The sequence below is a fragment of the Kitasatospora sp. P5_F3 genome (assembly GCF_054049135.1).
The window spans coordinates 1-23,184 of record NZ_JBFUMY010000099.1; the positions used below are offsets into that span (position 1 = coordinate 1).

Annotated in this window: 19 protein-coding genes and 3 pseudogenes; 9 read left to right on the forward strand and 13 right to left on the reverse strand. The window is 68.3% G+C overall.

All coding sequences use genetic code 11. The features are described from left to right. Nucleotides 1-200: 200 nt before the first annotated feature. The 8 genes and pseudogenes from ACXJMZ_RS33640 to ACXJMZ_RS33675 all read right to left on the reverse strand — a co-directional run bounded on the left by ACXJMZ_RS33640 (nucleotide 201) and on the right by ACXJMZ_RS33675 (nucleotide 5,623). The gene (locus tag ACXJMZ_RS33640) at nucleotides 201-602 is read right to left on the reverse strand and encodes a transposase (protein ID WP_457033811.1); all 402 of its coding nucleotides are present in this window, start codon (nucleotides 600-602) and stop codon (nucleotides 201-203) included. 193 nt (nucleotides 603-795) lie between these two features. Further along, nucleotides 796-1,017: pseudogene (locus tag ACXJMZ_RS33645) on the reverse strand (transposase); the annotation flags it as partial. A 352-nt stretch (nucleotides 1,018-1,369) separates the two neighbouring features. Beyond that, nucleotides 1,370-1,894 (reverse strand): AAA family ATPase, encoded by a 525-nt coding sequence (locus ACXJMZ_RS33650; protein ID WP_457033812.1) that lies wholly within the window; start codon nucleotides 1,892-1,894, stop codon nucleotides 1,370-1,372. Between the two features lie 352 nt (nucleotides 1,895-2,246). Next, the gene (locus ACXJMZ_RS33655) at nucleotides 2,247-3,068 is read right to left on the reverse strand and encodes a S1 RNA-binding domain-containing protein (protein ID WP_457033813.1); all 822 of its coding nucleotides are present in this window, start codon (nucleotides 3,066-3,068) and stop codon (nucleotides 2,247-2,249) included. Between the two features lie 10 nt (nucleotides 3,069-3,078). Continuing rightward, a complete protein-coding gene (locus ACXJMZ_RS33660) occupies nucleotides 3,079-3,465 on the reverse strand; it encodes a transposase (protein WP_457033826.1) in 387 nt (128 codons plus the stop codon). Nucleotides 3,466-3,468: 3 nt separating this feature from the next. Then, entirely contained in the window at nucleotides 3,469-4,020 is a 552-nt protein-coding gene (locus ACXJMZ_RS33665; RefSeq protein WP_457033814.1) for a transposase, read from the reverse strand. A gap of 74 nt (nucleotides 4,021-4,094) precedes the next feature. After that, complete coding sequence (locus ACXJMZ_RS33670) at nucleotides 4,095-4,391, reverse strand: integrase core domain-containing protein (protein WP_457033815.1); 297 nt, start codon at nucleotides 4,389-4,391, stop codon at nucleotides 4,095-4,097. After that, nucleotides 4,375-5,623, reverse strand: a pseudogene (locus ACXJMZ_RS33675) (IS30 family transposase). The gene ACXJMZ_RS33670 and the pseudogene ACXJMZ_RS33675 overlap by 17 nt, the downstream one beginning before the upstream one ends. Nucleotides 5,624-6,170: 547 nt before the next feature. Here ACXJMZ_RS33675 and ACXJMZ_RS33680 point away from each other — a divergent pair. Further along, complete coding sequence (locus tag ACXJMZ_RS33680; RefSeq protein ID WP_457033816.1) at nucleotides 6,171-9,911, forward strand: S8 family peptidase; 3,741 nt, start codon at nucleotides 6,171-6,173, stop codon at nucleotides 9,909-9,911. Between the two features lie 137 nt (nucleotides 9,912-10,048). Next, nucleotides 10,049-11,041, forward strand: a complete 993-nt coding sequence (locus tag ACXJMZ_RS33685) for a helix-turn-helix domain-containing protein (RefSeq protein ID WP_457033817.1) — start codon at nucleotides 10,049-10,051, stop codon at nucleotides 11,039-11,041. 437 nt (nucleotides 11,042-11,478) lie between these two features. Here the strand turns inward: ACXJMZ_RS33685 and ACXJMZ_RS33690 are convergent. Further along, nucleotides 11,479-12,725 (reverse strand): IS3 family transposase gene (locus tag ACXJMZ_RS33690; protein WP_457033818.1). Its coding sequence is split into 2 segments (ribosomal slippage): nucleotides 11,479-12,383 and nucleotides 12,383-12,725, totalling 1,248 coding nucleotides; the frame shifts between segments, so codons are not numbered across the junction. A gap of 149 nt (nucleotides 12,726-12,874) precedes the next feature. On the opposite strand from ACXJMZ_RS33690, the gene ACXJMZ_RS33695 reads away from it, so the two are divergent. The 5 genes from ACXJMZ_RS33695 to ACXJMZ_RS33715 all read left to right on the forward strand — a co-directional run bounded on the left by ACXJMZ_RS33695 (nucleotide 12,875) and on the right by ACXJMZ_RS33715 (nucleotide 16,324). Continuing rightward, the gene (locus ACXJMZ_RS33695) at nucleotides 12,875-13,315 is read left to right on the forward strand and encodes a hypothetical protein (RefSeq protein ID WP_457033819.1); all 441 of its coding nucleotides are present in this window, start codon (nucleotides 12,875-12,877) and stop codon (nucleotides 13,313-13,315) included. A 320-nt stretch (nucleotides 13,316-13,635) separates the two neighbouring features. Continuing rightward, nucleotides 13,636-14,436, forward strand: a complete 801-nt coding sequence (locus ACXJMZ_RS33700; protein ID WP_457033827.1) for an IS5 family transposase — start codon at nucleotides 13,636-13,638, stop codon at nucleotides 14,434-14,436. Nucleotides 14,437-14,440: 4 nt separating this feature from the next. Next, nucleotides 14,441-14,899: a hypothetical protein gene (locus ACXJMZ_RS33705; RefSeq protein WP_457033820.1), complete on the forward strand. Its 459-nt coding sequence runs from the start codon at nucleotides 14,441-14,443 to the stop codon at nucleotides 14,897-14,899. A 193-nt stretch (nucleotides 14,900-15,092) separates the two neighbouring features. Next, nucleotides 15,093-15,581 carry a GNAT family N-acetyltransferase gene (locus ACXJMZ_RS33710; protein ID WP_457033821.1) on the forward strand — a complete coding sequence of 163 codons (489 nt, stop codon included), beginning with the start codon at nucleotides 15,093-15,095 and terminating at the stop codon, nucleotides 15,579-15,581. Next, nucleotides 15,578-16,324, forward strand: coding sequence for a hypothetical protein (locus tag ACXJMZ_RS33715; protein ID WP_457033822.1), 747 nt, complete (start codon nucleotides 15,578-15,580; stop codon nucleotides 16,322-16,324). Before ACXJMZ_RS33710 ends, ACXJMZ_RS33715 begins: the two co-directional genes overlap by 4 nt. An 85-nt stretch (nucleotides 16,325-16,409) precedes the next feature. On the opposite strand, the gene ACXJMZ_RS33720 is transcribed toward ACXJMZ_RS33715, so the two are convergent. Continuing rightward, on the reverse strand, nucleotides 16,410-17,018 hold the full coding sequence (locus ACXJMZ_RS33720; protein ID WP_457033823.1) for a hypothetical protein: 609 nt from the start codon (nucleotides 17,016-17,018) through the stop codon (nucleotides 16,410-16,412). Between the two features lie 180 nt (nucleotides 17,019-17,198). Beyond that, complete coding sequence (locus tag ACXJMZ_RS33725) at nucleotides 17,199-17,558, reverse strand: hypothetical protein (protein WP_457033824.1); 360 nt, start codon at nucleotides 17,556-17,558, stop codon at nucleotides 17,199-17,201. A 457-nt stretch (nucleotides 17,559-18,015) separates the two neighbouring features. Here ACXJMZ_RS33725 and ACXJMZ_RS33730 point away from each other — a divergent pair, with 457 nt between their 5' ends. Then, nucleotides 18,016-20,343 (forward strand): discoidin domain-containing protein, encoded by a 2,328-nt coding sequence (locus ACXJMZ_RS33730; protein ID WP_457033825.1) that lies wholly within the window; start codon nucleotides 18,016-18,018, stop codon nucleotides 20,341-20,343. 409 nt (nucleotides 20,344-20,752) lie between these two features. Here the strand turns inward: ACXJMZ_RS33730 and ACXJMZ_RS33735 are convergent, their stop codons facing one another. Next, the gene (locus tag ACXJMZ_RS33735) at nucleotides 20,753-21,217 is read right to left on the reverse strand and encodes an FUSC family protein (RefSeq protein ID WP_457033828.1); all 465 of its coding nucleotides are present in this window, start codon (nucleotides 21,215-21,217) and stop codon (nucleotides 20,753-20,755) included. A gap of 107 nt (nucleotides 21,218-21,324) precedes the next feature. On the opposite strand from ACXJMZ_RS33735, the pseudogene ACXJMZ_RS33740 reads away from it, so the two are divergent. After that, nucleotides 21,325-21,810, forward strand: a pseudogene (locus ACXJMZ_RS33740) (IS5 family transposase); the annotation flags it as partial. Nucleotides 21,811-22,340: 530 nt separating this feature from the next. Here ACXJMZ_RS33740 and ACXJMZ_RS33745 read toward each other — a convergent pair. Next, a complete protein-coding gene (locus tag ACXJMZ_RS33745; RefSeq protein WP_457033829.1) occupies nucleotides 22,341-23,156 on the reverse strand; it encodes a calcium-binding protein in 816 nt (271 codons plus the stop codon). Nucleotides 23,157-23,184 lie beyond the last annotated feature (28 nt).

Consider the following 23,184-nt stretch of genomic DNA (forward strand, 5'->3'; position numbering starts at 1 on the left):
TCGCTGACCTAGGTCAGCGTAGGGAGGCTTCGTCAGCTTGACTCTGTCGGGGATCTTGGATGATCGGGCTCAAGTGCCAAGGGTTCGCCAGGATTTCGGCCTAGGGATGTCGTTCTCATCCAGGTAGGTCTGGAATGCGGTCGGCGGTCTGAACGGAGGGGCTTCCTCCGTGGCTGGCTGGCCGCTGAGTCGTTCAATGTTTACGGCGATGGCCGTGAGGACGTGTTGCAGGTGGGCTTCGGCTGTCCCCGGTAGCGGCAGTGGCGCATGCCGTGTCCGTGGGCGAACTCGTTGATGGTGCCCTCCACTCCGGAGCGGACCGCGTAGCGGGCCTTCCAGTCGGGTGTCTGCTGCTCGGCGCGAACGCGGACCTGCAGGTCGCGGAGTTCTCGTGGTGGAAAGCCGATGTTCCGGGCGCGGGCCTTGGTGCACTGGGGGCGGTCCGGACACGACTGGCACTGGCTCTCGGTGAACCGCGCCACGGTCAGCGGTGCGGCGGTGGGTGAGGAGGTCGGGTAGGGACCGTGCCGGCCCTGGCTGACCTGGCCACGGGGGCAGGTGATCGAAGTCGATGTGGAAGTCGTCCCGGTCGAAGCCCTCACGGACCGCCTCGGTGATCAGTTCCAGGCGGGTCAGGTCGCGCACCGCGGCCAGGATATGGGTGGAGTCGGTGCGCTGCGTGGTGCGCTCGCTTACGAGTCCGGCCTCCTTCAGGCGCGCGAGCGCCAGATCGAGGAGACGGTCGGCGCGGTCGTCCAGGACCAGTCGCTCGCGGAAGTCGGCCAGCACGCTGTGGTGGAAGCCGGGATCGTCCAGTTCCATGGCCATGGCGTACTTGAAATCGATGCGGCAGCGGACCGCTTCCGCCGCCTGACGGTCCGACAGGCCGAGCAGGAACTGCAGCACGCACACGGTGGCCAACTGGGCCGGTGAAAGACCGGGTCGGCCATCGCGCGGATACCAGCCCGCGAAGTCCTCGTCGCACCACAGCCCGTCCAACCGGTCCCGTACCCACATCGCGGTCGTACCGCCCGGGTTGCTCGCCCGCGCGATCTTCGCGGTCAGAGTGGGGACTTGCTCACCGGAACGGGGGGAGCGACAACTGACACCTCGACAACTGCATCGGTCTTCGATCAGCCACGAGCATGCCCGCTGGCCAGGTGGGCACACCGGGAAACTCCAAGAACCCCGACAGAGTCAAGCTGAGACAGTCAAGCCAGGTCTCCTCACGATGGATGAGCGGGGCGCCCACCGGCAGCCCCGCGCTGAACGAAGCCAACGGAGTGAACGTCAATTCTTGCCCAGCGGGGAACATTTCGGGCTTGTGCGGGCACGCCCGCTACGGCTGAGTTGTCGGGGGCTGCAGCAGTCACGCGAACGACGGCCACCTGGCGGCGGCCCACTCCCGCCAGCCCACCCAGCCGGGCGGCGGGCCGGTGGTCCCGCGGCCCTCCAGCTCCGCCGCGTCGGGATCCTCAAAATGCGCCCGCCCGTGCAGGATGTCGGCCTCGGACATCGGCAGCGTCTCCTCTGGGGTGGTCGCCCAGCGATGGGCGATACGGGCGCGTTGGGTCTCATCGTCCACCGGCAGGTAGACCATGCAGAAGCACGCCTCCTCGGCCTCCACCAGCCAGCGGATCGCAGACCRTTCGTCCCGTGACCAGCAGCCGTAGTCCACGACGACGTTGGTGCCCAGTTTGACCGCCTCCAAGGCGAGCCAGAGCATGCGCCCCTCCAGCACGTCGCGCTTCCCGTCCGCCTCCGCCTCGCCGAACAGGGGAATCATCCAGTCGTCGGGCGTCAGACGCAGCGCGCCGTGCTCCGCGGCGAGCTGCCGAGCCCGCGTGGTCTTTCCGGCTCCTGGCAGGCCGACCATCAGGAACAACGTAGTCACACCCAGATCGTGGCAGGGAAGCCAATCAGACGACCACCGCTTTATCTGCCCGCCGATCACGGGCGAGCCACAGGCGGGTGAAGGCCACGGTGACAGTGCATGGAAAATGTAGGCGGCACAGGACACGTCGCATTGGAGGCTCGACTACGTGCCTTACATCCCTGACAACTCCAGATGCCAGCTGACCTGCTCAAATAGCCTAGGAACCCCAGATAACACCAGCCATCTGGGCATGAACGCCTCGCGCTCGTCGACCCTGACCGGCCGCACGCCGTGCACGGTCTCGGCGCCGGTTGATAGCACCGCGGGCCCTCTTCAAGAAGATCGAATCGGGCACCGGCATGTCCATTCGCTAAGTTCTGTCCGCTCCGCCAGCGGCGCCCAGCCGTACCCGGTGACGCGGGAGGTCGATCTCGGTGACCTTCACCGTGATCAGCTCGCCTTCATCGACAAGCTGATCCGGGGTGTCGACCGGCTCGTCCGTCAGCTCCGAGAGGTGAAGGAACCCCACAACGTCGGGAGYAAGCTGCACGAACACACCAAATGGAACGATCTTGGTGATCTGCCCGATGATGGTCCGGCCGAGCTGATCCGCGAACCGAATGAGCGGATCTTCCTGCAGAGCTTTCAACGAGAGCGTGACCTGTCCGGTTCGAGTCTCGGCGATGATCACCTCAGCGGTGATCCGCTGGCCGGCTTCGACGGCCTCGGCGGGGTGGTTGATCCAGCCCCACGTCAGGTCCGGCACCCGGATGAAGCCAGTGCACAGGCCGTCCGGCTCGCCGACGACGTGAACGAAGACCCCGAAGTTGTGAACCTCGGAGACCGTCCCAGTGACGACCTGCCCACGTTCAAACGCGAGGAGGAAGGACCGCAAGGCCGGAATCTCGCACGCCCTGGCGGAGAGGTGAAGCTGACCTTCGCGCCAACGCCCGATCTCTTCGGCATTGATCACCTGGCCGACCTCAAACAGCTCGGATGGATGCTCCATCCGACGCATCGACGCCTCATGGCGAGGAATCCGACCGATCTCGGCCGTCTCCCCTTCGGCATCTGCGAGCTGCACCAGGACGTCCGCTCCGTCGAACCCAGTGACCCTCACCGACCTTACGACCCCCGGCCGGAGCTGGTTGATCAAGGACTGCAGGCGAGGGTCAGGGGTCGGCTCGGACATGGAGGTGAGCCTAGTCGGCGCCCAGTCGCACGGGCTCCAACTCTCGCAACCAGGCTCCAACTAGCGCGTCACGGCTCACCGGCGCCGCGAAGTCCCCGCGGTCACAGACGACAGATTCCGCGCTGACACGACAGTTGGCCTGCTGAGTCACAGCTCGACGCCGGACAACAGGGCGGACCCGCCCGTCGGTGCGCTTGACGATCTCCACGACCAGGGCGAGCTTGGTCTTCGCCCAGGTGACGAGGTCGCCGGTGTAGCCGCTGTCGGCCCAGATCCTGTGCAGGAGGCGGTACTTGGCCTTGAGTGCGGGGAGCATGTCGGCGGCGGTGGCCCGGTCGCCGGCGTCGGCGGGCGTGACCAGAATCGTCAGGAGCAGGCCGATGGTGTCGACGACCAGGTGTCATTTGCTGCCGTTGATTTTCTTCGCGCCGTCGTAGCCGCGTGTCGAACTGTGCACGCTGGCGGCGGCTTTGACGGACTGGGAGTCGATGAACGCTGCGGTCGACTGGGGGTCGCGGCCCTGCGCGGTGCGGACGGCGGCGCGCATCCGGTCGTGGAACTCCGTCAGCAGGCCGGTGTCGCGCCAGCGGGTGAAGAAGGCATGGACGCGCTTGTACGGCGGGAAATCGGCGGGCAGCGCGGTCCATTTGACGCCGTTGTCGACCAGGTAGCGGATCGTGTCGAGCACCTGGCGGTGGCAGTAGCCCTCCGGCCGCCCGCCCCGTCCGCCAATCCACGCCGGCACCGGCAGCAGGTCCCGCACCGCCACCCACTCGGCGTCCGACATATCGCTGTTGTAGCGCCGAACACGTTCGCCGTGGTCACCCGCGTTGCCGTACCGGTGTGCGAAGCAGTCACACCGTGGGGGAACGGAGTTGCCGCCGACCGCGGCGACGGCGTACAAAAGCGCAACAGGGCCTCCTCGCAGCTTTTCGGTCTCGACAACCTCCAAGCTGCACAGGGCCCTGAACCGCTCCGGGTTTGACCGAGACTTCAGGTTGTGGCTGTGACCTGCATGTTTGGGTGTCACTGGTAGTAATTGGCTTCGTATTCGGCGGGCGGGATGTGGCCGAGTTCACCGAAGAGTCGGGCTTGGTTGAACCACTCGACCCACTCGGCGGTGGCGATCTCGACGTCGGCCAGCGCGCGCCAGGGCCCGCGGGGCTTGATGACCTCGGTCTTGTAGAGACCGATGATCGACTCCATCAGGGCGTTGTCCAGGGCGTCGCCGACGGTGCCGATGCTCGCCGCGATCTCCTCCTTCGCCAGGTGGGTGGCCAGGCGGAAACTGGTGTACTGGGTGGATTCAACCAGTCGTCGCAACACCGGCTTTGACCGGCGACATTAGCTGATCGGTGAGGGCTTCGGCAGGAGTTCTCCAGTCGAGGGTCCTGCGTGGTCTGTTGTTGAGGGTGGCGGCGACTGTGTTGATCTCGTCGGCGGTCCATCGGGACAGGTCCGTTCCTTCGGAAAGTACTGTCGCAGCAGCCCGTTCGTGTTCTCGTTCGTGCCGCGCTGCCAGGGGCTGTGCGGGTCGGCGAAGAACACCTTCATCCCCGTGTCCGCGGTCAGTTGGACGTGCTGGGCCAGTTCCTTGCCGCGGTCCCAGGTCAGCGAGCGGCGCATGTGTCCCGGCAGCGTCTCGAAAGCAGCGGCGAGCGCGTTCCGGACGGCTTCGGCGCCGTGTCCCGCCAGCGCCGGACCGTTCTTGACGCGTGCTTCGACGCCGTATCCCTCAAGGCGAGGCAGGTGAAGCAGCACGGTGAGCCGGGTGGTGCGTTCCACGAGGGTGCCGATCGCGGACTGGTTGGTGCCGATGATCAGGTCGCCCTCCGAGTGGCCGGCGACCGCGCGGTCCTCGGCCTCGGCCGGCCTCTGGGCGAGTACGGTCTCGGGGGTGACGTGGCCGACGGCACGCTGCCGGGAGCCGGCCTGCGATCTGCTCGGGGCTCTAGGCCGTTGCCCATCGCCGGTCCTCGCGGCGAGGCTTGTTGCGCCCCTTCCACTGCGGCGTCTGCGGACCGAACACGGTTGACCCATCCGGCAGTTGGACCTCGCCCGACAGTCGGGCCTGAACGTAGTCGCGCAGGCGCTCGTCAGCCACGAGCTTCGGGGTCTTGGGGCGCCGAGCCGCCAACTCGGCCTTCCACTGCGCGATCGAGGCCCGGTAGTCCAGCCGGGCCCCGCGGGTGGCCGCGTTGCGCCGCAGCTCTCTCGAGATCGTCGAGGGCGACCTGCCCAGCCGGCGCGCGATCTCCCGCACCCCGGCATCCTGAGCCCGCAGCAGCGCGATCTCCTCGCGTTCGGCGAAGGACAGGTACCGGCCCGAGTCAGGGCTCAGCCGCAGCGTGGGCATACCGCCGCCCTCGCGGAACCACCGCGAGCCGGCCACTCCCGAGACACCGCACGCGATCCCCGCCTCCTCGCTGGATAGCCCCCCCCGCGATCCGCACCCAGAACTCCCGCTCCACACCGCGCCGGATCGGGGGCCGCCCCGGCGAACGCATCGCCGCACGCCCCGTCAGCGTCGTGATCCAACCTGCTGGCCGCCCCATGCAACACCACCCTGATCAAGGTGTTGCGACGACTGGTTGAATCCGCCCTGCGAGCCGGCATCGCTGTGCTCCAAGGGCTTGTTCGAGGTGCTGTGCGATCTCGGCGGGCCTTCGCGAGTGTGCATCAGGCGGTGGTTCGGGGGTGGTCCGGGGTTGGGCTCTTCGGGGTGCGAGCGAACCGTTCGTCAGTCGACGGGCGGGGGAGGCCCGTTGGCAGTGAGCGACATCGCGGTGAGGCCCTCGTTGTGCGCCCGAATCGGTCTGTAGACGTCGCGCCACTCCGGCGTTCGATCAGCCCGGAGGCCACACTTACCCCGAACCGACAGCATTGATCACGCTCCAGACGGGGCCTGGTGGAGTCAAGGCCGTCACTGGGCGGCGAGCGGTTGCCAAGGGCTTCTCGCTGCAACCGCTGACTCATATACCCACGTACGAAAGTGTGACTTGCCCGGATTTGCGAGGTTCAAGGCTGACAAGTCCGTGCCATGGCAAGGACTTGCCTTCATCAGGCATTCACGTCGGCGTTACTGGCCGATAGACCCATCGCATGTTCTCCCCTTCACTATCTTCCGCCTTCCGCCGCAGGCGCTGGCAGCTGATCTCGGCCGCCACCGTGGTGCCGCTGATGGCGTCGGGACTCGCAGTTCCGCAAACGCCCGCACAAGCCGCTCCGAGCAAGCCCACCGGTCCCGCCAAGCCCTCGGCGACCCACAAGGTCACCCTGGTCACCGGCGACGTCGTCACGGTCACCACGATGGCCGACGGCAAGCAGAGCGCCGACGTCGACCGGCCGGACAGCGCCGTCGGCGGCGTAAAGATCCAGGAGGTCAAGGGTGACCTGTTCGTCATCCCGGACGAGGCGGTGCCGCTGCTGGGCACGGACAAGCTGGACCGGCGGCTGTTCAACGTCACCGACCTGATCGAGATGGGCTACGACGACGCGAAGTCGGCCGAGGTGCCGCTGATCGCGACGTACGCCCAGCCGCAGTCTCGCTCGGCTGCCCCGCCGACGGCCCCCCCGGGCAGCAAACTGACCCGCGACCTCAAGAGCATCCGCGGTGCCGCGCTCAGCACCGAGAAGCGGCAGGCCCGCACCTTCTGGACCAACGTCGCGCCGCAGGGCAGTCCGACGTTGGGCGCGGGGGTCGCGAAGCTGTGGCTCGACGGTCGGGTGAAGGCCGACCTGAAGGAGAGTGTGCCGCTGATCGGCGCGCCCGAGGCCTGGGCGGCCGGGTACACCGGCAAGGGCGTCAAGGTCGCGCTGCTCGACACCGGCATCGACGTCAATCACCCAGATTTCGCCGGGCTGATCGACGGCACGGTCAGCTTCGTGCCGGGTGAGGCCGTCACCGACGTCAACGGGCACGGCACACATGTGGCCAGCACGATCGTCGGCTCGGGCGCCGCATCCGGAGGCAACTACAAGGGCGTCGCTCCCGGCGCCGACCTGTTCGTCGGCAAGGTGCTCGGCGGYGCGGAGGGCTACGGCCAAGACTCCTGGGTCATGGCCGGCATGCAGTGGGCCGCCGAGTCCGGTGCGGACGTCGTCAACATGAGCCTCGGCGACTCCTACCCGACGGACGGCAGCGACCCGATGTCGCAAACGGTCGACGCGCTGTCCGCGCAGTACGGCACGCTGTTCGTCATCGCCGCCGGCAACGCCGGCCCGGAGAGCATCTCCGCCCCGGGCGCGGCCGCCTCGGCGCTGACCGTGGCCGCCACGGACAAGCAGGACCAGCTCGCGTCCTTCTCCAGCACCGGCCCGCTGGCCTACTCCGGCGGCATGAAGCCGGACATCGCGGCCCCCGGCGTGGACATCACCGCGGCCCGCTCGCAGGAGATGACCGACGGCGGCCAGGGCCTCTACCGCACCATCAGCGGCACCTCGATGGCCACCCCGCACGTGGTCGGCGCGGCGGCGATCCTGGCCCAGCAGCACCCGGACTGGACCGGCGCGCTGCTCAAGGAACACCTGATGAGCACCGCGAAGGGCCTGGACGGCGGGTACTCGCCGTACGAGGTCGGCACCGGCCGTCTCGACGTGGCCGCCGCCGTGCGCACCACGGTCCGCGGCACCGGATCGCTCTTCTTCGGCGACTACACATGGCCGCACGAGCCGAGCGACGTCGCCGTCACCAAGGACCTGACCTTCACCAACTCCGGTTCCAGCGACGTCACGCTGAACCTGACCCTGACCAACGACGACGGCTCGTTCACGCTGGGAGCCACCACCGTGACCGTCCCGGCGGGCGCCGCCGCCGCCGTCCCGGTGACCGGTGACCCGCGAAACGCCTCGGCAGGCCGGCACGTCGGCTACGTCATAGCCGCCGACGCAGCCACGGGGAAGCCGGTGACCCGCACCTCCGTGGCGCTGCTCAAGGAGGAGGAGCGCTACGACCTGAACATCAAGCTGGTCGGCCGGGACGGAAAGCCCGCAGCCGGGCAGGTCACGATCAACCTGGCCGGCGACTTCTGGCCGTGGTCGGTCTACGTCGACGGCTCGACCACCATGCGGATGGCACCCGGCCTGTACACCGTCGCGGCGTACCTCGACGTGGCAGGCGAGCAGGCGGACCACTCGGGTCTGGCCGTGCTGGTCGACCCGGAGACCGTGATCAAGGACGGCTCTGCGGACGTGGTGCTCGACGCGAGCAAGGCACGCCTGCTGCAGACCGAGGCGCCGCAGCGCACCGAGGACCGCCAGCGCAAGGTCGACTTCAACGTCCACTACAAGGGCCTCGACCCGTTCATGGACTACCGCAGCGCGTACGTGCTGCCGCCGTCGTACGACGACATCTACGTCGCGCCGACGGAGCCGATGACGCAGGGCGAGTTCATGCTGATCACCCGCTGGCGCAAGGGCGAGCCGCCACTCAGTCTGAGCACGCCGGGCGACCGGCTCCGCTTCGAGACGCTGGTGCAGGCGGGCAGCGCCCTGGGCACCGCCACGGACACGCTGAACGCCGTCTACGCGGGCAACGGCGCGGCGGCCGAGTACGAGAAGGCCAAGGCCAAGGCCAAGGGCAAGGTCGTCGTCATCGAGCGCAGCGACGAGGTCTCGCCGCAGGAGCGCACCGAGGCCGCGGTCGCGGCCGGTGCGAAAGCGCTGATCGTGGTCAACGACGCTGTCGGTGCCCTGATGGAGTACGTCGGCGAGTCGACCATCCCGGTCGCCACCGTGCACCGCGACGCGGGCAAGAGCCTCATCGCGATGGCCAAGGCCGGCAACCTCATGCTGAACGCGAAGCAGACCGAGTACACACCCTTCGTCTACGACCTGACCCGGGACTACCCCGGCCGGGTGCCGGACCGGGCCCTGGTCTACAAGCCGACCGAGGGCGACCTCGCCCGGATCGATGCCCGCTACTACTCGGCCACGGACGGCGGGTTGGCGGAAGGTTACCGGTCCGACTTCACCCTCAGCCCGTCGTTCAACTTCCCCGAGCCCGAGTGGCACCCGGGCACCCGTACCGAATGGGTGACCCCGGGCCAGGTCTGGCGGGAGTTCCACGCGCAGGGCGTCGATGGGAACTCGCCGTGGGTGATGGTGTCGGGCGACAACACGTATGCCAAGGGCAGCGCCACCCGTCTGGACTGGTTCGCTCCGGCGATCCGGCCCGGCCAGGGCGAGTCCTTCGGCGTGTACAACTCCCGCTGGCAGAACTACATGACCTGGAACGTGCAGGCATGGGCCTCCGCCAGCGACAACATGCGGCTGGGCGGCTTCCTGCAATGGGGTGAGACGCCGACCCACCTGCAGGTCTTCCAGGGCGACACGCTGATCCACGACAACCCGAACAGCACGGACATGCAGTGGATCGAGGTGCYGGCGGGCCACCTGCCCTACCGAGCCATCCTCGACGCGGAACGGCCCGGTGAAGTCTTCCGGTTGTCGACGCGCACCCACACCGAATGGACGTTCATGTCCGACACCGTCGACTCTGACTTCTTCGAGCGGTTCTCGGTGCTGAACCTGGACTACAAGCTGGAGTCGGACCTGCACGGCGACGTCAAGGCCAACACGACCCAGGAGATCGCGCTCAAGCCGGTGTCGATGGACTCCGGCACCGTGCCGGGCARCGTCACCACGGTGAAGCTGGACGTCTCCTACGACGACGGCGCCACCTGGCAGGAGGTCACCCTGGCCAAGGGTGCCGACGGCTACTGGACGGGTTCGTTCAGGACGGCGAAGAAGCCCGGCGGATTCATCTCGCTCCGCGCGAGCGCCGGAACGGACAGCGGCTTCAGCGTCAAGAACCAGATCATCCGGGCGTACGGCCTGCGATGAACCACACTGTCGGGCTCCGGGGAGGCGACTCCCCGGGGCCCTTCCCGTCACGCCTGCTCCCAGCAGGGACTATTCAGGGTCTGTCGCCATGGCGCATACTCTCCCCGCTGCGGCAAGCGGAAGAGAGTCGGTCGCCGATGCTGGATGTTCTGGGCCTCGAACCCGATGACGAGCGCGTCTACCGGGCGCTGCTCGGACGGCCGAACTCCACCGCGATGCCGCTGTCGGATCTGCTCGTTCTCTCACAAGCCCACGTCGACAAGGCACTGTCCCGACTGGTCGGATGGGGACTGGTGACCAGGTCGGCGGAAGAGCGGTTCACCGCCGCGCCGCCGGCGATGGCGCTCGGCGCTCTCATCGGCCAGCGCCGAGACGGACTGCGCATGGCCGAGCATGCACTGGTGACCTTCGCCGAGGAACACCGGGCGGCGATGACCGGGAGCAGCATCAGCGATCTGATCGAGGTGGTCACGGGCGTCGACGCCATCCGCCATCGCTTCCTCCAGGTCCAGCAGGCAGCCCGCACGCAGGTCCGCAGCTTCATCACCGCACCGTTCGTCGCCCTGCCGCCCGACGAGAACACGGCCGAGCCCATGGCCATCGGCCGCGGCGTGCACTTCCGGGCGGTACTGGACCGGGCCGTGCTGGCGGAGCCGGGCATCATCGACGATGCGATCGATTCACTGCGCAACGGCGTGCAGTTGCGTGTCGCCGACCAGCTGCCGATGAAGCTCGTACTGGCCGACGCCGACCTCGGCCTGGTCCCGCTCGCGGTCACACCAGACGGAGAGCCCGGCGCCGTGCTGCTGCACCGCAGCGGCCTGTTGGACGCGTTGGACGCGCTGTTCGAGACGGTATGGCACACCGCCCACCCGCTGGAGCTGTCGGGCACCGGTGCAGAAGCCGAAACCACCGTCGAGCTCGGTGCGGAAGGCCCGACCGACCTCGACCGAAAGATCCTCGCGCTCCTGCTGGCCGGTCTGACCGACCCGACGGCCGCGACACAGCTCGGTCTTTCACCGCGCACGCTGCACCGACGCCTGCGCTACCTCATGGACATAGCCGGAGTTCGGACCCGGATGCAGCTTGGCGGATACGCCGTCCRACACGGCTGGGTGAAGCCAGACTGAGCACAGGCTCCGGCAGGAAGCCTCGCGTGGGAAACGATCTTGATCCTCCCGGGAAGAGATCTTCAGTGACCTTCGCCGCTTCTGGTCAGACCCACTCGTGAACAGCCCAGGTATTCAACCGCTTCGACAGGGACGGCGACGGCGCGATCAGCCGCCAGGACTTCACCCTCAGCTTCCGCGACTTCCTCGTCAGCGAGGACTCGGAGGCCATCATCGGCGGCGTCACCCTCGGCGTGCTGTACGCCGGCCGGCACCCCCGCAGGGGCGGGCCGGTCCATGGCCCGCCCTCTCACATGTCTCACGCCGTGACCGGGACCGGCGGTGCCGGCGACAACTGCCCCCTGCCCGGCAGGCCGGTTCCGGCTCCGCTGGGCCGTGGACCGCGGGTGAGAACCGGTTCGGGCCTTCGCCCGTGAAGGTGGACACGCGGTTGGTTGTCACGCGGCGAGCGTGAGTTTAGCTGTGTGGTGTCGGCGTTCGTATTCGTTGGGGCTGAGATGGCCGTTGGCGGAGTGTCGGCGGCGGGTGTTGTAGCGGGTCAGCCAGGCGAAGACGCTCTTTCTGCAGGCGGTGGGGTCGCCGAAGTCGCGGGCGCCCTGGAGCGTTTCGCGTTTGAGGGAGGCGTGGAAGCTCTCGCAGGCCGCGTTGTCCGCGCTGCTGCCGACGGTGCCCATCGACCGGGTGACGCCCAGGTCCGAGCACAGGTCGGCGAAGGCCCGGGACCCGTATTGCGACCCGTGGTCGGTGTGGAACACCGCCCCGTCCAGGCCGCCGCGGGTCGCGGCCGCCATCCGCAGCGCGTCGGCGACCAGGCCGGTGCGCATGTGGTCGGCAATCGACCAGCCCACGACCTTACGGCTGAAGCAGTCCAGCACGGTCGCCAGACAGAGGAACTCCCCACCCGCCAGCGGCAGATACGTGATGTCACCCATGTACTTGCGTCCCGGATCCGAGGCGGTGAAGTCCCGCTCGAACAGGTCTGGGACGACCGTCACGGCCGGGTCCGGGACGGTGGTGCGGACCCTTCTTCGCCGGCGGATGCCGACGATGTGGTGGGTACGCATGACTCGGGCGACCCTCTTGTGGTTGATCCTCGTTCCGGTCTCGCGCAGTTCCGCGGTCACCCTCGGCGAGCCGTAGGCGCCACCGGAATCGGCCTGGATCCGGCGGATCCGTTCGGCCAGGACCTGGTCCTCCTGCTGCCGGACGGCTCTGGCGTCGGCCCCTGCCAGCCACTTGTAGTAGCTGGACCGGTTGACGTCCAGGACCTGGCACAGCCGCTTCACCTCGTAGGCGTCCCGGTGGTCGTGGACGAACTGGAAGCGGCTCACCAGTTCGTCTCGCCGGCGAAATACTTGGCCGCCTTGCGCAGGATGTCCCGCTCGGTGGCCAGCTTCCGCTCGCTCGCCTCAAGCTCGGCCACCCGCGCCTCCAACTGCCGGATCCGCTCGTCCGGATCGGCCGACGCAGCCGGCGGTCCTGCCCGAGGCGGCGTCGTCCCGCCCCGTCGGGCATCCACGGGCGCGATGCCGCGGCGGTCCCGGTCCCTCAGCACCCACTCACGCAGCGTCGCCCTGTTGACGCCCAGGTCAGCGGCGATGTCCTTGCATGTCGCCCCGGGCGTGGACTCGTACAGGGCCACAGCATCGGCCCTGAACTCGTCCGAGTAGTCCTTCATCGCCATCGGCGGTGTTCTCGCTTCCTCCGGATCAAGCAGATCCAGTATCAGCGTGTCCACCCACCAGGGCGAAGCCCCGGCAGCGGCTCGGCAGGGCGGCGGACCGGCTGCTAGGTTGCGACGGTCCATCAGTTCGAGGAAACGGCAAGACTCTTATGCGCATACGCAACACCGTCACCGCACTGGCCCTCGCCGCCAGTTTCGGGGTCACCACGCTCGCCACCGCACCGGCCGCGCAGGCCGGCGCCTACGGCTGCACTCGGGACGGGGTGGCGGCGAACCTGGTCTACACCAAGTCCATCCCGACCGTCACCGGTGGTACCGGCGGAGAGCTGCGCACCTACTGGGACGGGTACGCGAACTGCTCGGTCTTCGTGAAGTCGGCGTACGCGGGCACCAAGACCTGGACGTACCTGTTCATCACGGACCCCGACGGCGACGGTGGCGGCAGCACTAACAGCGGGATGTTCGCCAGCTACGCGGGCCCGGTCTGGGTGCACGCTGTGAACGAGTGCATCAGGGAGCGCATCGTGATGCACGACCCGAACGGCAACACAGTCATCGACTACACCACCTCCTGGCACTCCTGCGGCTAACCCAGGCCGGACGACCGGCCCGGGGGGGCCGGAGAATCACCAATCCCGCGTCTGCGGACAGTCATCCTGACAATTCGGTGACCGTTTCCATGCCAAGCGCCTCACGGGCCGCCTGTTGGCCGCACGCCAGCGGGGTCAACTATGGTGCCGAGGCACAGTAGCGGTGCCCATGCAGCGGGAGCAGTCTGAGAGGACGTTCTGAGCCGGTATGACCGTCTTGTGGTCACCTGATCGTGTGGGCTTGGGCGGTTCAGGCTGGTCGCGCGGCTTGGTCCTGCTGGGCTGTCCGGGTGAGTGACCGCTAGCCCTACAAGAGCGACCTGTCCGATGAGCGGTGGGCGTTGATCGAGCCGGTGATCGCGGCGTGGAAGGCCGACCATCCGTCTCCGACCGAGCATCAGGGTCGGTACGAGATACGGGAGATCGTTAACGCGATCCTGTACCAGGGCAGGACCGGCTGCCAGTGGGACTACCTGCCGCACGACCTGCCGCCGAAGTCGGCCGTCTACTACTACTTCGCGGCCTGGCGCGACGACGGCACGGACGTGAAGATAAACGACCTGCTGCGCTGGCAGGTCCGGGAGAAGGCCGGGAGGTCGGAGGATCCAAGCCTGGTCGTGATCGACACGCAGAGCGTCCGCGCGGCGGTGACCGTGCCCGCGGCCACGACCGGGAAGGACGCGGCCAAGAAGGTGCCCGGACGCAAGCGCGGACTGGCGGTCGACGTCCTCGGCCTGGTCATCGCCGTGACCGTGCTGGCCGCCAGCGCCCACGACAACGTGTTCGGCATCGCCCTGCTCGGCCAGGTCGCCCCCATCGGCACCATCAAGAAGGCGCTAGTGGACCAGGGCTTCAAGAAGATCGTCGTCGAGCACGGCACCGCGGTCGGCATCGACGTCGAGATCGTCGAACGCAACCCCGCGGACAAGGGCGCCGGCTTCGTCCCGCAGGCCAAGAGGTGGATCGTGGAGCAGACGCTCGGCATCCTCATGCTGTTCAGGCGGCTCGTGCGGGACTACGAGAGCAGGCCGAAGTCCTCGGAGTCCAGGGTGCGCTGGGCCATGATCGACGTGATAGCGCGCCGGCTGACCGGTCAGACCACGCCCACCTGGCGCGGGTGACCGCATGGATGACCAGATCACACCACTCCTCGAGCGGATCAAGGCACGCGAGCGGGAGCTTGCTGCCACCGCGGAACAACTCCGTATGCAGATCGACGAGCTCACCGCGCGCCTGCGTGAACTCGACGAGGAGATGGAGAACCTGGCAGTGACCCGCAAGACGCTTCTCGCCCTACCGCCCACTGGCCCGGAGCTGGCCGAATCACGACCCGTGCTGCCGAACCACCCGGCCTACCAGCAGATCCTCGACTCCTTCGCCGACGCCGCCGGGCTGATGCGCGCCCGAGACCTGTGCGAGCGCCTCGACCTCGCCATCATGCCGAAGAACATCGAGAGCACCCGGCACAAGCTCAAGCGCCTGGTCAGCCTCGGGGTCCTCGCCGAGCCCGAACCCGGCTTGTTCGCCCAGCACCGCCCGAGCAACTCCGCAACACCAGCCCACCTGACCCGAGCCGACGGTTGAATCGGGCTGGCGCCCGCCCACGGGCGTCGCCGTGCTGCCCCCGGACGCCCCGAACCTCGCCGACGCCCGGCCCCGGTCGCGAGCGCAAGCCCTTCCGGCTGACGTCGGGGCCGGGCCGAAACCCCTTGGACGGCACGGGGACCGGCTTGCTGAAATGGGAGACGGCCACTGTTGGAGTCGAAGGGATGCGGCGATGACCGAGATCAGGCTGCACCTGTCGGTGCGCGGCCTCACCGACGCGGACCTGCCGTCGTGCGGCTGGGCCGGCTCCCCCAAGCACGTGCGCGAGCTCGTCCACCAGATCCGCCGCGCCGAGACGGGCGAGATCGACTACCTGGCGGTCTGCACGCCGGTCGGGCTCCCGGTGGCGGTCGGCGGCATCGACTACACGGTCAAACCCGGCGCCGGCACGCTCTGGCAACTCGGCGTCCACCCGGCCCTGCAGTCCTGCGGGATCGGCACGCTGCTGATCCGCTCCGCCGAGCAGCGGATCGACTCCCGGGGCCTGGCCCGCGCCGAACTCGGCGTTGAGGAGAGCAACCCGCGCGCCCGCGCCCTCTACGAACGCCTGGGCTACCGGGCCTTCAGCCGCGAGCTCGACTCCTGGGATGTGGAGGCCGAGGACGGTTCGCTCCAGCGGTACGAGACGATGTGCACGCTGATGCGCAAGGACCTGACGTGACACTGGATTTCGCGGCGTTCGTCGCCGACGCGACGGCTGACCCGGCCGTCGTCGGGATCGTCCTCAAGGGCTCCCGGGCCCACGACGGCATGACCACCCGTCACTCCGACCACGACCTCTACGTCATCCTCGCCGACGACGCGGCGAGCGAGCTGGCTGCGCTCGACGGCTACCGCTCCGCGCGGCTCGACCTGGTCGTCACCACCCTCGAACGGTTCCGCCGGCCCGCCGACTGGGAGCGGTACGCCATCGCCCGCTCCCGGGTGCTGGTCGACCGCCGCGACGGGGAGGTCACCCGGATCGTCGCCGCGATGGGGCGGCTCAGCGCCGAGGAGGCTTTCCGGTCCGCCGCCGCCCTGCTGGACGCCTACGCCAACTCGCTCTACCGCTCGGTCAAGAACCACCGCGACGGCAACCCGCTCGCCGGCCACCTCGACGCGGCCGCCAGTGTCGGATTCCTGCTCGACCTGCTCTTCGCCCTGAACCGCCGACCACGCCCCTACAACAAGTACCTGGCTTGGGAGCTCGACCGGTTCCCCCTGCCTGGCTGGGAGAGCGCCGCGCTGCTGGACGCCGTCGCCCGGATCACCGCGACCGGCGAAGTGGCGCCGCAGCAGCAGCTCTTCGCCCAAGTCGAGGCGGCTGCCCGGGCCGCCGGCCACGCGGCGGTGCTGGACGCCTGGGGCGAGGACCTGCTACTGATGCGGCCCCACCCGGACTCGCCGGCCCACCAGTCCTTCTGACCCGGGCCAACAGGCGAATCGGGCAAAGCGGCCCAGAGCGTCCTCCAAGGTTTATTTGAGGCGCCGGGAGCTTGGTGCGACTGGACTACTGCGCCCAGCGTCCCATGGTCGGCGCGGTGCCGATCAGGCACTCGATGTCGGTCTCGAAGCCAACGAGGGCGTGGGCGGTCAGGCGCAGATGGCCCTCAAGGCAGACCAGATTGTCCTGACTCTCGCCGACGAGGATGAGCGGAGGAAACCGCTCGCCCCTGATGAGCGCGTGGGCTGCGTCGACGAACGGTTCGTTGGGAACGTCGAACGCCTGTAGCCCTGCCTTGATGCGTCCGGCCGCGTCGCTCGGCCGACGGCTGCCACCCGACAGTTCGACCCAGTAGGAATAGTCGAGGTAGCGCACGCCGGCCGCCTCGTCGGCGGACAGGAGTGCCCTGGTCCACGTGACTTGAGTGGGGAAGTTCTCGAACAGGTCGCGGTTCTCGCCGTACCCGCGCGTCGCAGCGAGCAGAGCGCGACGTGCGAAGTTCGCTCCAGTGTCGGAGAGGTCCGGATGCGTCAGCAACTGCTCGGTCTGCCCGGCTGCCGCCAGGTGGGACCGGAGGTTCTGGCCAAACCTCCGGCTGGACAGCTCGCCGCTCAAGAAGCAGGCGACCATCTCGTCCTCACTGCTCATGCCCAGTACCCGCACGACCGTCAGCATAGGATCGACCTCGTTCGCCCGGCACTGCCCGGGCAAATCCGTCACTCCGCGCCACCAGCCCACCTGGCCCAAGCCAGCGGTCGAATCGGGCAAAGCGGTTCAGAACGTCCTCTCAGGTGACCTGGTCCCAAGCGGTTGAATGTCGGGTGCTGTCTCAGCCGATCTGGTCCAGGGCCATCGTCATGGCCGAAGTTGCCGTGCCTGCGGGTCGAAGCAGTTGAGGCCCATCGACGAAGCGACGCCCGCCGCGTAGGCGGACGCCTCCATTGCCGTGCTCCAGCGCATCGGGAAGTAGATCAGCGGACCACGGGCCTCCCTGATCAGCGGACCGGTCGACCAAGGTGAGAGGTCGTCCTCATCCTCGGTGAGATCGGGCCACCGTTCCAGGAGCGCGGAGACGAAGGCCGCTATCCGCTCCACCGGAGGAACCGCAGGTGCGTCTGTGTCGATGTACCGGTCATACAAATCCGTGAAGCACAGGGCTGCAGCGGCGTCATCTGCCGGCTGCTCGCCTTCCCACACAGCAAGGTCATAGCTCATGGGTTCTCGACGCTGGGCACGCACAGCGTCGTGTTCGGCGCCGCCGCCCACGCCATCCGCCAGGAACTCGGCGTGATGGTCGCGATGACTTCGGACGCCACCACCCGGGACCTGGTCCCCACCGGCGTCCGCTGACGGATCCGCCTACACGGACTCCGTTCGAGGCAACACCACCCCCATCCCTGCCCCGAAAGAACGCCATGAAAAGACCCCCTGCCGCCGTGCACAGCATCACTGCGGCCCCCTTGCCTGGCCTGCGGTCGACAGCTCCGCCGCGTGTCGCCGGCCCCACACCCCGGCCCGTTCCGACGCAGCGTCAGCGACCTTCCGGGAGCGGCTTGTTCAGGTCCGGCGCCACCGCTCGAGAGACGGCCCTCGGGTCGGCAGTGCTTGCACACACGTGTTCCCCTTCATCCCGGTGGGAGGTCCGCATATGAATACCCTTTGGTGCGCGCGGTTGTCGCGGTTGATGGTGGTCGGCGTGGTCGTGGCGGGGCTGGCGCCCGCAGTCGGGATGGCGCAGGCGGCCGAGGTGAACTCGGCACCGCCCGGTGTGGTGCCCGCACTGCAGCAGTGGTCGGGCGGAACCGGACGGCTGGTGCTGTCGGCGACGAGCCGGGTCGTGGTGCCGACCGGGGCGTCGGCCGGGCTGCAGCAGGTGGCCAAGCAGGTGGCGGCCGACGTGGCCGAGATGACCAAGCTGCATCCCACGGTGGTCACCGGGGCGCCCGCGGCCGGCGACATATCCATACGCGTCGATGCGGCAGCGGACTTCGGATCGGCCAAGGCGGAGTTGCGGCCCGAGGCCTACCGGCTCGCGGTCGGTTCCGGTGTCGAGATCGTCGGCGGGAGCGACAAGGGCGCCTTCTACGGCTCGCGCAGCCTGCTGCAGGCCGTCATCAGCTCGTCCGACGAGCTGAGTCTCCCAGTGGGTACCGCGGTCGACTACCCGGACTACGCCGTGCGCGGGTTCATGCTCGACGTAGGGCGCCGGTTCTTCACACCCGAGTACATCCAGGCCTCGCTGCGCTGGATGGGCTGGCTAAAGATGAACACCCTGCAGATCCACCTGAACGACAACGGGTTCGCTTCGAAGTACGACAACGACTACGCGAAGACCCCGGCGGCGTTCCGGCTCGCGAGCACCAACCCCGCGTTCGCGGGACTCGCGGCCCAGGACGGGTCCTACTCGCGAGCCGACTGGGACGGCTTCGAGACCACGGCGGCGAACAACGCGGTCACGATCGTCCCTGAGATTGACTCGCCCGCGCACGCCCTCGCGTTCATCCACTTCAAGCCCGAACTGGGGCTCAACGGTGGCGCGTCCGACCATCTCGACCTGAGCAAGCCCGCCACCACCGACTTCATGAAGAGCGTCTTCGCCGAGTTCACGCCGTGGTTCCGCGGTCCGGCCGTCCACATCGGCGTGGACGAGTACCCGTCCTCGATGGCGAGTGCCTACAAGACCTACGTCAACACCATGGCCCCGTACGTGCGGTCCCTCGGCAAGAGCGTCAACGCATGGGGCAGCTTCACCCAGATGTCCGGGGGCGGTGCGGGCTACGACAAGAACATGGTGATCAACAGCTGGAACAACAGCTGGTACTCGCCCACGGCCGCCATCGCCGACGGCTACAAGGTGATCAACTCCAACGACGCCCTGCTCTACGTGGTGCCGTTCGCGAACTACTACCACGGCCAGGGGCTCGACGGCGGCTACATCTTCAACAGCTGGGCGCCCAACATCTTCGGCGGCAGCAACAACCTCACCGCGCAGGACCCCAACCTGCTCGGCGCGATGCCGGCGGTCTGGAACGACCAGACCTGGGTGGACTACACCGAGTTGCAGGTCCACGGGCTGATCGAGAAGAGCTTCGCCGCACTGGCCCAGAAGATGTGGTCCCCGACGACGGGCGGGACGGACTACACGGCCTTCCTGCTCAAGGTCGCGACGGTCGGCCAGGGCCCGGGCACGGGTTACCTGCCCGACACGATCACGCTCAACCGCACCCCCGGTGACCTCGCCTACGGCCGCCCGGCCACGGCGTCCTCGACCGAGACGAGCGGGCTCTCCGCCACGAACGCGGTGGACGGCCTGGACGTCAGCCGCTGGGCCAGTTCCTACAACGACAACCAGTGGCTGCGGGTCGACCTCGGGAGCTCCAAGACGTTCACCTCGGTCCGGTTGAACTGGCAGAACGCCTACGGCAAGGACTACGACATCCAGACGTCCAACGACGGGACCACCTGGACCACCGTGGCCCAGCGTCGCGGTCTGGCGGCTTCGGGGGTGGACACGTTGACCTTCCCGGCCGCCACCGGTCGGTACGTCCGGATGCAGGGTCTCACCCGCGGTACCTCGTTCGGCTTCTCGCTCTTCTCGTTCGAGGTGATCAGCGACGACCTCGCGCAGGGGCGCCAGGCGACGGCGTCGTCCACCGAGACGTCGACGCTCGTGGCCGCCAACGCGGTGGACGGCGACGACGCCACGCGCTGGGCCAGCTCGTACAGCGACAACCAGTGGCTGCGGGTCGACCTCGGGAGCTCCAAGACGTTCGCCTCTGTCCGGCTGAGCTGGGAGAACGCCTACGGTAGGGACTACGACATCCAGACCTCCAACGACGGGAGCACCTGGACCACCGTGGCCCAGCGTCGCGGCCGGACGAGTGCGGGTCTGGACATGTTGACCTTCCCGGCCGCCACCGGTCGGTACGTCCGGATGCAGGGCATCACGCGCGCCACCGGCTACGGCTACTCGCTCTACTCGTTCGAGGTCCGGGCCTGACACCGACTGTGGGCCMCCACCAGCCGGTGGTGGCCCACACCGCGTTCTCCCGTTCCGGTGTCTGCGGAGGTGAGAGCCGGTCAGGAGGTCGTACGCCAGTAGCAGCATGTGGGCGGTCGGCAGGCCCTTCAGCTGCGGATCGGCTCCGGCGAGCAGGTTCCGCACACCTGCTGACCACCGCACAGGGTCAATGGTGCTCACGACGGACCATCATTTACCGGCATCGGCGTGGGTTTCATCCGGGATGGCACGTGCCGATCCCACGTGCTCCCCGGATCCTGCAGGCCGACAGGCCAGCCACTGGCTGACGGGCCCTCGCCCCGTCCTACGTGAGGGGGCGAGGGAGCGTCAGAATTCTGACAGCCCCGCCTGACCCTCGACACCCCAACCTCACCCTGACCAGCCGAAGTCAGTAGCTGCTGTGATTGCCGGTTGCGAGTTCGGGTTGTGGGCTGTGCCGCAGGAGGCGGTCGCCGATGGCGTGGACGACGGCGAGGCCAATGACGAGGATGGCGATGCCTGCGAGGATTTCGAAGCCGCGGTGTTCGGCTTCGACGGCGACCTGGCCGGGGGAGGCGAGGGCGAGGACGACGGCGAAGGTGTAGAGGCCGTACATGAGCCAGTACCTGTTGGCCTGGGTGAGAGCGGCGATGAACGCGACGGTGGCGATGGCCGAGGTGACCCAGACGGACGGGGCGAGGATCGCCACGGGCAGGGCGGCGCCGGCGCCGGCGGCGGTGCCGATGGCTTTGCCCCGGATCCGGTCGCGTTTTCCTGTGACGATGTACAGCGCGAGGATGATGATCGGCTCCGGCACCCAGTAGGGCTCGGTCCACCCGAGCGCCACCCCGAGTGCGGCCGCCGGGGCTCGCAGAGCGTCTCCGCCCTGTCCTCAAAAAGGGGGGTAGCGGTGGTGGAACACCAGATCGATCCGGCGTGGAAGGGCCTGGCTGGCCACCTGGCGTAGGTGGTGCGGCAGGTGAGGGCCTGGGCCGCTCGCGGGGCGGGTTCACCACCAAAGTCCACCTGAGTGCCAATGGCCGGTGCCGGCCGCTGTCCCTGCTGGTCACGTCCGGGCAGCGCGCGGACTGCACGCAGTTCGAGCCGGTCATGGAGAAGATCCGCGTTCCGAGGACCGGCTCCGGGCGGCCCCGCAGGCGACCGGACAGCGTCAGTGCCGACAAGGCGTACAGCAACCGCCGGCCCCGGGCCTACCTGCGCAAGCGGGGTATCCGGCACGTGATCCCGGAGAAGGCCGACCAGGCGGCCAACCGCGTCAAGCGCGGCTCGCACGGCGGTCGGCCTCCCGGCTTCGACAAGGAGCGGTACAAGAAGCGCAACGTCGTGGAGCGAGCGATCAACAAGCTCAAGGGCTTTCGAGGTTTGGCAACGCGATATGACAAGCGCGGCCATGTCTTCCTCGGCACCGTCACGTTCGCAGCCATCATCATCTGGCTCCGCTCATGATCGAAGAGACAGACCCTAGCCCCGGCTGCTGGCCGTGATGTTCAGCGGGCCCGGCACCGGCTGGCCGATGGACAAGGCCGGATTCGTCTTCGACGGAGGCGAGCTGACCGGCGACCAGCTCGACCCGCATCATCCTCGATCCCGAAGAAGACACGGAGTGGCAAGTGCGACTGATCGCGCAGTGGGCGGACCTGACGAGCCCGAAGGAGTCCAGCCGCCCCCAGCAGGTTGACTCGGCCCGCCGGACTGGCGCCGCGGTGTACCTGCCCTTCTCCGGAGGGCCCACGAGTTCGTGACCGGCACCGTCAACCGCCCCCGCAGCGACTGAAGCGACTCGCGCTCCGTCTAACCAGCCCGGTCCACCTCCGCCGGGCACCCGTTCACCCGCACGAGGGACGGACACCAGGCGTCTGGCTCGGTAGCCTGCCAACGAGCTGCGCCCCGATGCGCGCAGGAGGGGCGAGGGATCATTGAACGCGTGGGGGCCGCCGGCGTGKGCGGGCGGCCCCCACGGTTTGTGTCGGCGCTGGTCAGCAGCTGGTAAGGGTGTCGCCGGTGTCGGTGGTGCAGGTGTCGGTGCCGAGGCCGCCGTTGGCGGTGTCGCCGCCGGTGCCGTCCTGGACGTTGATGGTGTCGTTGCCCAGGCCGCCGCTCATGGTGTCGGTGCCGGAGGTGTCGACGAGGGTGTCGTTGCCGTTCTGGCCGTCGAGGTCGTCGTTGCCGGGGCCGCCGTAGATGTGGTCGTTGCCGTTGTCGAACAGGTAGAGGAGCGAGCCGAGGAGGGTCTCGCCGTAGTTGGTGTCGTTGCCGGCCTCGCCGTAGAGGTAGTCGGCGCCGTTGCCGCCGCCCAGGATGTCGTCGCCGTCCCCGCCGTAGAGGGTGTCGTCGCCGTTGCCGCCGTCGACGGTGTCGTTGCCGGTGCCGGCGTAGATGACATCGTTGCCGTTGCCGCCGTTGATGGTGTCGTTGCCGCCCAGGCCGCAGATCACGTCGTTGCCGTTGGTGCCGTTGAGCGTGTCGTTGCCGCTGGTCCCGGTGATCGTGCAGCCATGGCCGTTGTTGACCGTGGTGTTCTCCGCGTCGGAGTTGTTGCCCGGCGTTGCGTCGGCGACCGCGGATGTGGTGGTGCCGGTGGCGGTGATCGTGCCGCTCGCCTGCGGTTCGACCGTGACCGTGACGGTCGCGGACGCGGCGTTGGCCAGGGTGCCGATGGTGCAGTTCACCGTCGGCACGCTGATCGTGCACGAGCCCTGCGAGCTGGACGCGGACAGGATCGTCGCGGAGGACCCGGACAGGGTCAGCGCCGAGGTCGTCGATGTGGCGCTCGCTGAGCCGTTGTTGGTCACCGTCTGGGTGTAGGTGACGGTGTCGCCG

What these genes read in the sequence shown, in the direction of transcription:
- ACXJMZ_RS33695 (WP_457033819.1), top strand. Translation starts at nt 12,875, where the DNA reads ATGCGCATACGCAACACCGTCACCGCACTGGCCCTCGCCGCCAGTTTC.
- ACXJMZ_RS33705 (WP_457033820.1), top strand. Translation starts at nt 14,441, where the DNA reads ATGGATGACCAGATCACACCACTCCTCGAGCGGATCAAGGCACGCGAG.
- ACXJMZ_RS33710 (WP_457033821.1), top strand. Translation starts at nt 15,093, where the DNA reads ATGACCGAGATCAGGCTGCACCTGTCGGTGCGCGGCCTCACCGACGCG.
- ACXJMZ_RS33720 (WP_457033823.1), bottom strand. Translation starts at nt 17,018, where the DNA reads ATGCTGACGGTCGTGCGGGTACTGGGCATGAGCAGTGAGGACGAGATG.
- ACXJMZ_RS33725 (WP_457033824.1), bottom strand. Translation starts at nt 17,558, where the DNA reads ATGAGCTATGACCTTGCTGTGTGGGAAGGCGAGCAGCCGGCAGATGAC.